The following is a 13,205-nucleotide window of genomic DNA, read 5'->3' on the forward strand; positions in this document are numbered from 1 at the left end:
GCGCGGTTGACGGGGCTCGAACCCGCGACCCCCGGCGTGACAGGCCGGTACTCTAACCGACTGAGCTACAACCGCGCGCTGCGTGATATGGCGTTCCCTGCGGAACGTTTGGGTGTATTATGGCCCCGCTCCGGCATCGTCAAGCAGGTTTCGCATTTTTTTCGCCCGCACCCGGAAAATTGTCCAACCGCGCCCAGTGGATCTTGCGCGCCGGTACCGGGTTGCCACAGATTTCGTCCGCAAAAACAGGCCCTTCGACGCCACTCATACGCTTGTAGAACCGGCGCGCGGCGGTGTTTTCGTCCAAGACTTCCAACCACATGGCGCGGTGCCCGCGCCGATCCAGTTCTGCCGCCGCCGCACGCAACAGCGCCTCTCCCAGACCGCTGCCGCGCGCCTCGGCCGCGACATGCAGGCTTTCGATCAGCGGCCCCTCCGGGTGGCCCGGGCGCACCAGGACGAATCCCTCACCCGCGCCCGCCACCAGCAGGATATCGCCCACCGGCGGCAGCGCCGCCCAGCGCGCGGCCATCTCCTGCGCCACCGGCGCGCCCAGAAACGCCTCCGGCAAGGCACCGGCATATGAGGCACGCCAGTTGGCAAGATGCAGGTCGCGGATCGCGGGCAGGTCGCGGGCTGTAGCAGGTCGTATGGTCATGGCCCGTCCCCTGCCAGTTTCTCACCGCGCAGGCAAGGGCGTGAACTCCTGATCGTCTCCCGGCGGCAGACGGAACCGGCCATGCATCCAGTCGCCCGCGCGCCAGGCTTCCTTGGCGGCCTCGATCCGGTCCTTGCTGGTGGCCACGAAGTTCCACCAGATATGACGCGGACCACCCATCGTGGCGCCGCCCAGCAGCATCAGCCGCGCCCCCTGCGGCCCCGCCTTCAGGCTCAGCCGGTCGCCGGGGCGGAACACCATCATGCGCCCGGTGTCAAAGACCTGCCCGGCCACCTCGACCGAGCCGCCCACGACATAGACGCCCCGGTCCTCGTGATTGTCCGGCAGCGGCAGCGCCGCGCCCGGTTGCAGAACCGCGTCCGCATAGAACATCTCGGAGGTGGTGGAGACAGGCGCCGCCGCGCCCCAGGCATCGCCTAGAATCAGCCGCACGCGCTTGCCCTCACCTTCCAGCTCCGGCAATGCCTCGGCCGGGGTGTGCTCGAAGCTTGCCCCGGTCTCCTCCAGATGCTCCGGCAGCGCGACCCAGGTCTGGATTCCGAACATCTGCAAGGGGGCCTTGCGCGCCTCGTCGTCGGTGCGTTCGGAATGGGTGACCCCGTTGCCCGCAACCATCCAGTTGACCGCGCCGGGCTCGATCCACTGATCGGTGCCCAGGCTGTCACGATGGTGCAGCCGACCCTTGTAGAGATAGGTCACCGTGGCCAGCCCGATATGGGGATGCGGCCGCACGTCTATCCCCTGCCCGGTCAGGAACTCGGCTGGCCCCATCTGGTCGAAAAAGATGAACGGCCCCACCATCTGGCGGCGCGGCGCCGGCAGGGCGCGGCGCACCTCGAAGCCGCCCAGATCGCGGGCGCGCGGCACGATCACCGTTTCGATGGCATCCACGGCATCGCCAATCGGCACATGGGTATCCAACAAGGGGTTCCAGCTCATCTCAGTCCTCCGTTCGCGTGTGACGAGACAAAGGTAGCACCCACATGAAATCGCACAATTGGAAAGAAATTGCGATTTAATGTGCGCAAACGCACAATGTTAGGTCGGACTGCGGAACAGCCGGGTCGAAGAGAACATCGCCTCCAGTTCCTCGATCCGCTCCTTGCTCTCCTCCCAGCGGGCGCCCTGCACCTCGGCGATCAGCGCCTCGACGATCAGTTGCAGCGCAATGGTGCTGTCCCAGCTCGACGGCGCCTCGACCAGCCCGTTAAAGGTCAGGTTCGCCACCCGCCCGATGGGAGAACCCCATTGATCGGTGAACAGGATCACCGTAACCCCCCGCTCGCTGGCGATCTGCGCCAGCTTCTCCAGATGCGCCTCGTAACGGCGGATGTCAAAGATCACCAGGACCGAGCCTTCGTCCATATCCAGCAGGTATTGCGGCCAGACGTTGGCGGAATTGCCCAGCATGGTGACATTGGGCCGGATGATCTGCATGTGGTTGAACAGGTAATCCGCGTTCGATCGCGTGATCCGCCCGCCCACCACATAGAGATGCCGCCCGGTATCGGCCAGGATCGCCGCCACCTTGTCGAACATCGCGGTGTCGATCCGCTCCAGCGTGTGGCGCATATTGGCCCAGACCACCTGTGCAAACCGCATCAGCGGGTGTTCCGCCCCTTCGTCCACCACCCATCCATCGCGTTTCGAGATCGGTTTCTTGATCTGGGCCGCCACCTCGTCGCGCAGCGCGTCCTGCAAGTCGGGAAACCCGTCGAACCCCAGCTTGCGCGCCATCCGGATCACCGTCGGTGTCGACACACCGGCGGCAGCGGCCAGCTTGGTGATCGATTGCAGCCCACCCATCGGGTAATCCTGTAACAGAACCGATGCGAGCTGCCGTTCCGAACGGGTCAGTTGCTCCGTCTCGTCCTGAATTCGCTGTTTGACCAGTTTCGTTGTCTGGGGCACGCGCGGGCCTTTTCTCTAGCATTTGTTTCAGCGTACCCCTTTCTGTAATCATGTCTACAGAAACTTTCTTGACAGCCCTGTCCGATATGTAACCAATGCTACACATGATCACTAAACCCGATTCCCCTGTGCTGTCCCAAATCGAAGGGCCCGCCGCACGTGTGCTGAACCCGCGCGGGGCTGCGGCCGCACTCTTGGTGTGCGAACATGCCAGCCGGTTCATTCCCGCCGCGCTTGGCGGTCTGGGACTGGACGCCGCCGCCGCCCGCTCTCACGCGGCCTGGGACATCGGCGCGATGGAGCTTTCGGTGGAACTCTCGGGCGCGCTCGATGCGCCGCTGGTCTATTCCCGCGTCAGCCGTCTGGTCTATGACTGCAACCGCCCGCCGCACCGCCCCGACGCGATGCCCGCGCAAAGCGAGGTCTTTGCCATTCCCGGAAACACAGGCCTGAGCGAGGCCGACCGCAACCGGCGCGCCCGCGACGTCTACCACCCGTTCCGCCAGCTTCTGGCCGATACGCTGGAGGCCCGCCCGGGCCCAACCGTTCTGATCACCATCCACAGCTTCACCCCAATCTACCAGGGCAAGACCCGCGACGTCGAACTGGGCATCCTGCATGACAGCGACGACCGCGCCGCACAGCTCCTGCTGCGCGCGGCCGAGGGCTCGGGCCTGCGGGCTGCGCTGAACGAGCCTTACTCCGCCACCGACGGCGTCACCCATACCTTGCGGGAACATGCCATCGCGCGCGGCCTTCCCAACGTGATGATCGAGGTCAAGAATGACCTCATCGACACGCCCGCCGGCGTCAACCGCCTGGCCGGGCTACTGGCGCCGATGCTGGCCGCCACCATAAACGAACTGGCCCCTGCGGGAGGCCGGTCATGACAACAGAGGTAAAGGCATGAACGCGCTACGCGCATATGTCCGGACGGTCGACCGGATGAACCGCCGGATCGGCCGGGTCGTGATGTATGGCATCTTCGCGATGATGGGCATCCTGCTCTGGTCCAGCTTCTCCAAGGTCGGCAGCGATCTGGGTTTTGACATCAACCCCTCGCTCTGGACGCTGGAAATGGCGCAATTTGCCATGGTCGCCTATTACATCCTCGGGGGCCCTTATTCGATCCAGATGGGCTCGAACGTGCGGATGGACCTGCTCTATGGCGAGTGGTCGGAAAAGCGCAAGGCATGGACCGATGCCTTCTCTGTCCTGTTCCTGATCTTCTATCTCGGTGTGCTGCTCTATGGCGGCTATGACAGCCTCAGCTATTCCTTCCAATATGGCGAGCGCAGCCCCACCGCCTGGCGCCCGGTCCTCTGGCCGATCAAGGTGATCATGTGTCTGGGCATCCTCCTGATGCTGTTGCAGGCCCTTTCCGAACTGGCCAAGGACATCCTGCGTATCCGCGGCGAAGACATCCCGCGCGAGGTGATCTGACATGTCCTATGAACTGATCGCCATTTTGATGTTCAGCACGATGATGATCATGCTGATGACCGGCCAGCGGGTGTTCGGCGCCATCGGCTTTGTCGCGGTGCTGGCCTCGCTGCTCCTCTGGGGCGACCGGGGCGGCTATGACATCGGCTTTTCGGCGGCGATGAAGCTGATGAAATGGTATCCGCTGCTGACGCTGCCGATGTTCATCTTCATGGGTTACGTGCTGTCGGAATCCAAGATCGCCGACGACCTCTACAAGATGTTCCATGTCTGGATGGGCGGCCTGAACGGCGGGCTGGCCATCGGCACCATCGGGTTGATGGTGCTGATCTCGGCGATGAACGGGCTTTCTGTCGCGGGCATGGCCATTGGTGCCACCATCGCGCTGCCGGAACTCCTCAAACGCGGCTATGACAAGAAGATGGTGACAGGCGTCATTCAGGCCGGGTCCAGCCTGGGGATTCTGGTGCCGCCGTCGGTGGTACTGGTGCTCTATGCCATGATCGCGCGCCAACCGGTGGGCCAGCTCTGGCTGGCGGGCGTTTTGCCGGGCCTGATGATGGCTGCCATGTTCATTCTCTACATCGCCATCCGCTGCAAGCTGAACCCCTCCCTCGGCCCCGCCCTCTCGCCCGAGGAGCGTGACGTGCCCATGGGTGAGAAACTGCGTCTCCTGCGCGCGGGCCTGCTGCCGCTGGGCATCTTCGCGGCGATGATGGTGCCCTTTGTCAACGGCTGGACCTCGCTCGTCGAAAGCTCGGCCATCGGCGCGCTCACGGCCTTTCTGGCCGCCGTGCTCAAGGGTCGGATGACCCGCCAGGTGTTCGAGGTTTCGGTCCGCTCCACCCTGGGCATCTCCTGCATGTTCATGTGGATCATCCTGGCCGCACTGGCCTTTGGCGCGGTGTTCGACGGGCTGGGCGCGGTCAAGGCGATCGAGAACCTTTTCACCGAGAGACTGGGCCTCAACCCCTGGATGATCCTGATCCTGATGCAGCTCAGCTTCATCGTCATGGGCACCTTCCTGGACGACACCGCGATGCTGGTGATCGTGGCGCCGCTTTACGTGCCGCTGGTGGGCGCGCTTGGCTTCGACCTGATCTGGTATGGTGTGCTTTATACCATCACGACACAAATCGCCTATATGACACCGCCATTCGGCTATAACCTGTTCCTGATGCGGGCCATGGCTCCGCCCGAGATCACCCTGCGCGACATCTACGGCTCGATCCTGCCTTTCGTGCTGGTGATGGTGCTGGCCCTGACGATCATCATGGTCTTTCCACAGATCGCGCTGTGGCTGCCCGAATATGTCTACAACAAGTGATCCCGGAGTGAACCGGGGCTTTCAATCCACCTTTTTGCAACTGGGAGACAACCGATGACCACAAGACGCAAGTTTCTGACCACCGCCGCTGTCGGTGCGGCGGCCGCGCCGCTGGCCACCCCCGCACTGGCGCAATCGACCATCAAGTGGCGGATGCAGACCTATGCCGGTGCCGCCCTGGCCGAACATGTCGTGGTGCCCGCCATCAACATGTTCAACCAGATCGCCGGTGACCGCATGCAGATCGAGCTCTTCTTTGCCGATCAGCTGGTGCCAACCGGAGAGCTGTTCCGCGCCATGCAGCGCGGCACCATCGACGCGGTGCAGTCCGATGACGACTCCATGGCCTCGCCCACCGAGGTCACCGTGTTCGGCGGCTATTTCCCCTTCGCCTCGCGCTACTCCCTCGACGTGCCGGTGCTGTTCAACCAGTATGGCCTGAACGAGATCTGGGATGCCGAATATTCCAAGGTCGGCGTCAAGCACGTCTCGGCCGGATCCTGGGATCCCTGCCATTTCGCCACCAAGGACCCGATCAACAGCTTGGCCGACCTGAACGGCAAGCGCGTCTTCACCTTCCCCACCGCGGGCCGCTTCCTGTCGCAGTTCGGCGTGGTGCCGGTGACGCTCCCGTGGGAGGATATCGAGGTCGCGGTACAGACCGGCGAGCTCGACGGTATCGCCTGGTCGGGCATCACCGAGGATTACACCGTCGGCTGGGCCGATGTGACCAACTACTTCCTGACCAACAACATCTCGGGCGCCTGGATCGGCCATTTCTTTGCCAACATGGACCGCTGGAACGAACTGCCCGAAGACCTCAAGGCGCTGTTCACGCTCTGCTGCGAGCAGTCGCACTACTACCGTCAGTGGTGGTATTGGGGCGGCGAGGCATCCTTGCGCGTCAACGGCACCAAGATGCAGCTGACCTCCATCCCCGACAGCGAATGGAACCAGGTCGAAGCCGCCGCCATCAAGTTCTGGGACGAGATCGCGGCCGAGTCGGAAACCAAGGCAAAGGTCGTCGAGATCTTCAAGAAGTACAACGCCGACATGGCCAAGGCCGGACGCCCCTACCGCTACGGCTGATCCAAACCGCCGGTCCGCGACAGTCGCGGACCGGCCTCCACATGCCCGGGAATTTTCGCCGAAAATTCTCTCTCCAACTCAAAGGTCGCACATGCTCACGTTCGAAACACTCAAGGCTCAGGTTGCCGACGGCTCGGTGGATACGGTTCTGGTCTGTGCCGTCGACATGCAGGGCCGCCTGATGGGCAAGCGCTTCCATGCGCAGAACTTCCTCGACAGCGCCTGGCAGGAAACCCATTGCTGCAATTACCTACTGGCCACCGATCTGGAAATGGCCACACCCGACGGTTACCAGGCGACCAGCTGGCAGGCGGGCTATGGCGACTATGTGATGAAGCCCGACCTCTCGACCCTGCGTCCGATGCCCTGGCTCGAAGGCACGGTGATGGTGCTCTGCGACCTGCTCGACCACCACACCCACGAACCGGTGCCGCATTCGCCCCGCCAGGTTCTCAAGGCCCAGATCGCGCGTCTGGCCGAGATGGGCCTGACGCCCATGATGGCGACCGAGCTTGAATTCTTCATGTTCGAGAAGAGCTTTGCCGAGATCCGCAAGTCGGGCTTCAGCGATCTCGCCACCTTTGGCGGCTACAACCAGGATTACCACATCCTCGCCACCACCCGTGAAGAGCATGTGATGCGCCCGCTGCGCAACCATCTCTATGCCGCCGGCATCCAGGTCGAATGCACCAAGGGCGAGGCCGAGGCCGGCCAGGGCGAGCTGAACGTCCGTTATGCCGATGCGCTGGCAAACGCCGATCACCACTCGATCGCCAAGATGGCCACCAAGGACATCGCCGACCAGCACGGCCATGCCGCCAGCTTCCTGCCGAAATGGCACCATACCCGCGTCGGCTCGTCGAGCCACGTGCACCTGTCGCTCTGGCGCGGATCGGAACCGGCCTTCTATGACAAGGACGCGCCGCACGGCATGTCCGAACTGATGCGCCAGTTCTGCGCCGGGATGATCAAGTATGCTCCCGATTACACGTTCTTCCTTGCGCCCTACGTGAACAGCTACAAACGCTTCATGAAGGGCACGTTTGCCCCCACCAAGACCGTCTGGTCGGTGGACAACCGCACCGCCGGCTTCCGCCTGTGCGGCGAAGGCAGCAAGGGTGTGCGGATGGAATGCCGCATCGGCGGCGCCGACCTGAACCCCTATCTGGCCCAGGCCGCGCTGCTGGCCGCCGGTATCCGGGGACTGGAGGAAAAGCTCGAACTGGCGCCTGCGACAAGCGGCGATGTCTATGACAATGCCGATGCCGGCGAGATCCCCCGCACCCTGCGCGCCGCGACCGAGACGCTGCGCAACTCGGCCATGCTGCGCGCCGCGATGGGGGATTGGGTGGTCGACCACTATACCCGCTGCGCCGAATGGGAGCAGGAGGAGTTTGACCGCGTGGTGACCGATTGGGAAATCGCCCGCGGTTTCGAAAAGGCTTAAGGCCAGACAAGGAGGGGGCCAGCCCCCTCTGCCGCTGGCGCGGCATTCACCCCCGGGATATTTCGGGCAAGAGGAAGGGCGCAAGGGCGCCAAGAGGATCGTGATGGCTCAGACAGTCAAATGCATCTCGCCGATCGACGGATCGGTTTATCTGGAGCGGCCGGTGGCCACGCGAGAGGCGGCCATGGGCGCCGCCGACCGCGCGCGCGCCGCGCAAGCCGCATGGGCGGCACGCCCCCTGGCCGAGCGCGTGACACTTGTGCTGGCGGCGGTGGCCGAGGTGGGCAAGACCACCGACCGCATGGCGGTGGAACTGGCCTATCAGATGGGCCGCCCTGTCCGCTATGGCGGCGAGTTCGGCGGCTTCAACGAGCGTGCCACCTATATGGCCGGAATCGCCGAAAGCGCGCTGGCGCCGCTGGTGGTCGAGGACAGCGATGCCTTTCTGCGCAAGATCGAGCGCGAGCCCTTTGGCGTGGTGCTGGTGGTGGCGCCCTGGAACTATCCCTATATGACCGCGATCAACACGGTGGCGCCCGCGCTGATGGCGGGCAATACGGTGATCCTGAAACATGCCGCCCAGACCTTGCAGGTGGGCGAGCGGATGGCCGAGGCGTTTCATGCCGCGGGCATCCCCGAGGACGTGTTCCAAAACATCGTGCTGGACCACGACACCACCGCCGAGCTGATTTCCGGCCGCAAGGTGAACTTCGTCAACTTCACCGGTTCGGTCCGGGGCGGCCAGGCGATGGAACGCGCCGCCGCCGGTACCTTCATCCCCGTCTCGACCGAGCTGGGCGGCAAGGATCCGGGCTATGTCCGCGCCGACGCAGATCTGGAAGCCGCCGTCGAGACGCTGATCGACGGGGCCATGTTCAACTCGGGCCAGTGCTGTTGCGGGATCGAGCGGATCTATGTACATGCGAGCCTGTTCAACGCCTTTGTCGACAAGGCGGTGGCGCTGGTGAACAGCTACAAGCTGGGCAACCCGCTGGATTCCGAGACCACCATCGGGCCGATGGCCAATGTCCGCTTTGCCCGGGTCGCCCGCGACCAGATCGAGGATGCCATCGCCAAGGGCGCGACCGCCCATATCGAACGGTTCCCGCAGGATGACGGCGGCGCCTATCTGACGCCGCAGATCCTGACCAATGTCACCCATGACATGGAGATCATGCGCGAAGAGACCTTCGGGCCCGTCGTGGGCATCATGCCCGTCGCCGATGACGAAGAGGCGATTGCGCTGATGAACGACTGCCAGTTCGGGCTGACCGCCTCGATCTGGACCCGCGACACCGCCCGCGCCGACGAGATCGGCAAGCGGCTGGAAACCGGCACCGTGTTCATGAACCGCTGCGATTATCTTGACCCGGCGCTCTGCTGGACCGGCTGCAAGGATACCGGCCGCGGCGCGGGCCTGTCCGTGCTGGGCTTCCACGCCCTGACCCGTCCCAAATCCTACCACCTGAAAAAGGCTTGAGGCCCATGAAACTTGTTGGAAACTGGTCCTATCCCACCGCCATCCGCTTTGGCGCGGGGCGGATCGCCGAGATCGCCGAGGCCTGCAAGGCCGCTGGTATCTCCAAGCCGCTGCTGGTCACCGACAAGGGGCTGGCCGCGATGGAGATCACCACCCGCACGCTCGACCTGATGGAGGCCGCGGGCCTTGGCCGGGCGATGTTCTCGGATGTCGACCCCAACCCCTCCGACCGCAATGTCGAGGCGGGGCTCAAGGTCTATCGCGAGGGCGGGTACGACGGCGTCGTCGCCTTTGGCGGCGGCTCGGGGCTGGACCTGGGCAAGACGCTGGCCTTCATGGCGGGCCAGACCCGCCCGCTCTGGGATTTCGAGGATATCGGCGACTGGTGGACCCGCGCCGACCCGGCAGGCATTCACCCGATCGTGGCCGTGCCCACCACCGCCGGTACCGGGTCCGAGGTCGGCCGTGCAGGCGTGATCACCAATTCGGACACCCATGAGAAAAAGATCATCTTCCACCCGCTGATGCTGCCCAAGGTGGTGATCTGCGACCCGGAACTGACCATGGGCATGCCGAAATTCATCACCGCCGGCACCGGCCTGGATGCCTTTGCCCATTGTGTCGAGGCCTATTGCTCGCCCCATTACCACCCGATGAGCCAGGGCATCGCGCTGGAAGGCATGCGGCTGGTCAAGGAATACCTGCCCCGCGCCTATGCCGACGGGTCGGACCTTGAGGCGCGCGCGCATATGATGTCGGCCGCCGCCATGGGCGCCACCGCCTTCCAGAAGGGGCTGGGCGCCATCCATGCGCTGTCCCACCCCATCGGCGCGCATCACCACACCCATCACGGCACCACCAACGCGGTCTGCATGCCCGCCGTGCTGCAATTCAACCGCCCCGCGGCCGAGGGCGTGCTGGCCGAGGCCGCCGCCTATCTGGGCATCGCGGGCGGGTTCGACGGGTTTGCGGCCTATGTCGATGATCTGAACACGTCGCTCGGCATCCCGAAAACCCTGACAGACCTGGGCGTCAAGGATCCGAACCTCGACATCCTGGTGCGCGACGCGCTGAACGACCCCTCGACCGGTGGCAACCCGGTCCAGATGACCGCCGAGAACACCCGCAAACTGTTCGAAGCGCTGCTCTAACCCGACTGCCCGGCGCGTTCCATCGCGCCGGGCACAGGTCAACCCACTGACACCCGAATTCACGACACCACCGGCCTGCCCCAAGGGACATACGCCTCTGCGCCGCGATTACATTGCTCCCAAGCGGTAGTTTTGCGCGCGCGCGTGCAGCCGATGCATGTCGTCATCCGCGATACCAAGCTCGTCGAGATGCCGAACCAGCGAATCCAGGTAGGCAAAATTGGGACCAAGATTGCCCTCCGCCACAGCGATCATCCGCGCGGCGTCGTCCTCGGGCAGATCCGGCATATATCGACGATTGTCCCGATCCATTACAAAGGTCAGCGCCTCGACCGGGCCCTGCGGCGTGGCCACCTCCAGAAACAATGGTCGATAGGCGCCCGAAAACATCTCGCGACGCCACATGAACTGCGTTTCCTGATCGACCAGCGGCCCGGAAATGCGCATCGCGACGCCGTCGCAATGCCCGCCTTCGTCCAGGGCCGCCATCAATCCGGGCCGCGCAAAACTGCCGCGCCCGCCTTCGAGCCGCATACAGAAACTCCGACGCCACCCCGGCAAGGTGCCGTACCTGTATTCCTCCACCTGAACCGCCGGGTCCCAGATGAGCGAGCCATAGGCAAAGACCCAGAGATCCTGCACCATGCGGCCCTCTAGAACGCCAAGCCGGTTCGCTTCCCTTGCGTCATGTTCCATCCGCCAACCGGGCGGCCAGCCCTCCTTTTCCGCCTGGATATCCAACTCGGCAAAACGATCCAGGCCAAAGCGCAATTCGGATTCGTCTGGCGGCGTGATCAGACCTCGAAGCGCCGGAGTATGGCGGAAGACATGGTGCGGAAAGGGCATGGCCGGAGTTAGCCATGTTTTCGGCCGGGGGAACAGAGGGGATCTGACCGAAATCCGATTTCCCGCTTGCAGATGCGACGGGCCGCCTCCCTCCGGCCGATGATGCCACCGTGGCCCCGTATCCGCCACGCTGTTCCGATGTCGGGTCCACACAAGATTCCGTCTTTTGAATCAAGAGCCTTTACCTGATTCCACGGCTCAGCTATTCTGCGGACCAGAGAGCGCGAAAAGCGCCCGCGCGGTCACGCGCATCAGGCAAAGGAGCAGGAACATGAAACTCCGCGCGGTTGCGGCGGCACTGGCCATTGGCCTGATGCCCGCTAGCCTGTCGGCACAAGGGTTGGTCGGCGCGAATATCGACGTCAACCACTACCAGTTCACCAGCAAGTCCAAGGGCGCCCGCCAGGCGCTGCAAGGCTCGTTCGAGCTGGCGCTCGGCACCTCGGTCTCGACCCAGTTGGACCTTGGCTACTACAAGTTCGACCAGATCGGCGGCAGCGGCCGCAGCGCCACGCTGCACGGCATCTACCAGTTCGGCTATGGCGGCGCAGTGGGCGGGTTCTGGGGCACCGAGGATGGTGGCGGCATCGACCGCAACTTCTATGGCCTCGAAGGCGCTTATGACTTCACCACCATCCGGCTCGAAGGCTACTTCTCCCGTGGCCGGGTCCAGGGCAGCAACGCCACCCTGCTCGGAGCCAAGATCAGCAGCGATGTCGGCAACGGCCCCCTCAGCCTGAACGCCAGCGTCGATTACATGGACAACAAGGTCGGCTCGGACATGACCCGCATGGCCATCGGCGCCGACTATGGCCTGGGCAGCGGCGTCAACCTGTATGGCGAATTGGGCACCGGCAATGCCCGCGTGGCGAATTTCAAGAGCAACGATGCCTTTGTCGGCGTCGGCCTGCGGTTCGACCTTGGCGACCGACCCGGCACGACATTCGGCCGCCGCGCCCTGCTCGACCGCCTGCCCGGCCTCTGATCCGGCACCCCCCTGCACATGGCCCCTTCTGAACAATTCAGCGGGGGCCAATTCCTTTGCCAGGCCACATCAACTACCCGACGCAACCGCCGGCGGCACAAAGAAAAACCGCCAGGTTTTCACCTGGCGGCCCTGAAATCTGGTGGGTGATAAGAGATTTGAACTCCTGACATCTTCGATGTGAACGAAGCGCTCTACCACTGAGCTAATCACCCGTGAGGCCGGTTATTAGCGTTACTCGGCAGGCTCTGCAAGGGGGTCCTGGTCAAGTTTTTCCACCGGCGCGCTGTCTTGCGTGCTGCGCCGCAGCTTGCAGATAATCACCTGTCCCGTGCCCTTGTCGGTGGACCTGTTCACCTTCAGCTTGCCCATCGGCGACAGGTTCAGACTGCGCCCGTCCGAGATTGCCTCGCCAAGAATGGCCAGCATCGCCTCGACCGCCGGTTTGGCGAACTTCTTCTTCACCTCCGAACGGGCAACAACCAGGTCGATCAGCTCGCGTTTGCGCAACTCGTTGCCGTCGTCTCCGACATCAACGTCCTCGGCATCGGCATCGGCATCGGCATCGACCGACTCGGCCTCCTCCACATCGCTTTCGGCAAGGCTCCGGATGACTTCGGGCAGCGGTGTTGCCAGTTGTTCGGAGGGGTCCTGTGTGTCGGTCTCTTTCGACGCAACCGGCGCCTTGCGCGGGCTGCGGGCGGTGGTTTTCCGGGTCGTGCTCGGCGTCCGGGTCGTGCGTTTTGCCATGATCTCGCCTCTTGGTTCCGTTTTGCGCCAAATTACTCAACTGTTGCCAATGTGGCTACAGTGTCCGAACAATTAGTTGAAACCTGTTCCCAGAATA

13 protein-coding genes and 2 tRNA genes are annotated in these 13,205 nt (G+C 63.8%); 8 read left to right on the top strand and 7 right to left on the bottom strand.

Going from position 1 to position 13,205, the window contains the following annotated elements; translation table 11 throughout:
• Nucleotide 1: 1 nt before the first annotated feature.
• The 4 genes from OEZ49_RS18020 to OEZ49_RS18035 all read right to left on the bottom strand — a co-directional run bounded on the left by OEZ49_RS18020 (nucleotide 2) and on the right by OEZ49_RS18035 (nucleotide 2,590).
• Nucleotides 2-75 (bottom strand) — tRNA-Asp (locus OEZ49_RS18020).
• Nucleotides 76-139: 64 nt separating this feature from the next.
• A complete protein-coding gene (locus OEZ49_RS18025; RefSeq protein WP_164127115.1) occupies nucleotides 140-658 on the bottom strand; it encodes a GNAT family N-acetyltransferase in 519 nt (172 codons plus the stop codon).
• Between the two features lie 21 nt (nucleotides 659-679).
• Entirely contained in the window at nucleotides 680-1,618 is a 939-nt protein-coding gene (locus tag OEZ49_RS18030; protein WP_164127113.1) for a pirin family protein, read from the bottom strand.
• 99 nt (nucleotides 1,619-1,717) lie between these two features.
• Nucleotides 1,718-2,590 (bottom strand): MurR/RpiR family transcriptional regulator, encoded by an 873-nt coding sequence (locus OEZ49_RS18035; protein WP_164127111.1) that lies wholly within the window; start codon nucleotides 2,588-2,590, stop codon nucleotides 1,718-1,720.
• Nucleotides 2,591-2,694: 104 nt separating this feature from the next.
• Between OEZ49_RS18035 and OEZ49_RS18040 the strand changes: the two genes are divergently transcribed.
• From OEZ49_RS18040 to OEZ49_RS18070, 7 genes are all read left to right on the top strand, one after another.
• The gene (locus OEZ49_RS18040) at nucleotides 2,695-3,480 is read left to right on the top strand and encodes an N-formylglutamate amidohydrolase (RefSeq protein WP_397545685.1); all 786 of its coding nucleotides are present in this window, start codon (nucleotides 2,695-2,697) and stop codon (nucleotides 3,478-3,480) included.
• A gap of 16 nt (nucleotides 3,481-3,496) precedes the next feature.
• Nucleotides 3,497-4,033 carry a TRAP transporter small permease subunit gene (locus OEZ49_RS18045; protein ID WP_263389612.1) on the top strand — a complete coding sequence of 179 codons (537 nt, stop codon included), beginning with the start codon at nucleotides 3,497-3,499 and terminating at the stop codon, nucleotides 4,031-4,033.
• Nucleotide 4,034: 1 nt separating this feature from the next.
• On the top strand, nucleotides 4,035-5,360 hold the full coding sequence (locus tag OEZ49_RS18050; protein WP_263389613.1) for a TRAP transporter large permease: 1,326 nt from the start codon (nucleotides 4,035-4,037) through the stop codon (nucleotides 5,358-5,360).
• Nucleotides 5,361-5,414: 54 nt separating this feature from the next.
• Entirely contained in the window at nucleotides 5,415-6,449 is a 1,035-nt protein-coding gene (locus tag OEZ49_RS18055; RefSeq protein WP_164127104.1) for a TRAP transporter substrate-binding protein, read from the top strand.
• A gap of 91 nt (nucleotides 6,450-6,540) precedes the next feature.
• Nucleotides 6,541-7,896, top strand: coding sequence for a glutamine synthetase family protein (locus OEZ49_RS18060; protein WP_263389614.1), 1,356 nt, complete (start codon nucleotides 6,541-6,543; stop codon nucleotides 7,894-7,896).
• Between the two features lie 103 nt (nucleotides 7,897-7,999).
• On the top strand, nucleotides 8,000-9,376 hold the full coding sequence (locus OEZ49_RS18065; RefSeq protein WP_263389615.1) for an aldehyde dehydrogenase family protein: 1,377 nt from the start codon (nucleotides 8,000-8,002) through the stop codon (nucleotides 9,374-9,376).
• Between the two features lie 5 nt (nucleotides 9,377-9,381).
• Entirely contained in the window at nucleotides 9,382-10,527 is a 1,146-nt protein-coding gene (locus tag OEZ49_RS18070) for an iron-containing alcohol dehydrogenase (protein ID WP_263389616.1), read from the top strand.
• Nucleotides 10,528-10,635: 108 nt separating this feature from the next.
• Here the strand turns inward: OEZ49_RS18070 and OEZ49_RS18075 are convergent, their stop codons facing one another.
• Nucleotides 10,636-11,373 carry a gamma-glutamylcyclotransferase gene (locus OEZ49_RS18075; RefSeq protein WP_263389617.1) on the bottom strand — a complete coding sequence of 246 codons (738 nt, stop codon included), beginning with the start codon at nucleotides 11,371-11,373 and terminating at the stop codon, nucleotides 10,636-10,638.
• Nucleotides 11,374-11,644: 271 nt separating this feature from the next.
• On the opposite strand from OEZ49_RS18075, the gene OEZ49_RS18080 reads away from it, so the two are divergent.
• Complete coding sequence (locus OEZ49_RS18080; RefSeq protein ID WP_263389618.1) at nucleotides 11,645-12,358, top strand: porin; 714 nt, start codon at nucleotides 11,645-11,647, stop codon at nucleotides 12,356-12,358.
• A gap of 140 nt (nucleotides 12,359-12,498) precedes the next feature.
• On the opposite strand, the gene OEZ49_RS18085 is transcribed toward OEZ49_RS18080, so the two are convergent.
• Nucleotides 12,499-12,573: transfer RNA gene (locus tag OEZ49_RS18085), tRNA-Val, on the bottom strand.
• A gap of 19 nt (nucleotides 12,574-12,592) precedes the next feature.
• Complete coding sequence (locus OEZ49_RS18090; RefSeq protein WP_263389619.1) at nucleotides 12,593-13,108, bottom strand: HU family DNA-binding protein; 516 nt, start codon at nucleotides 13,106-13,108, stop codon at nucleotides 12,593-12,595.
• Between the last annotated feature and the right edge of the window lie 97 nt (nucleotides 13,109-13,205).

The organism is Ruegeria marisflavi, from assembly GCF_025673445.1.
GTDB lineage: Bacteria > Pseudomonadota > Alphaproteobacteria > Rhodobacterales > Rhodobacteraceae > Ruegeria_B > Ruegeria_B marisflavi.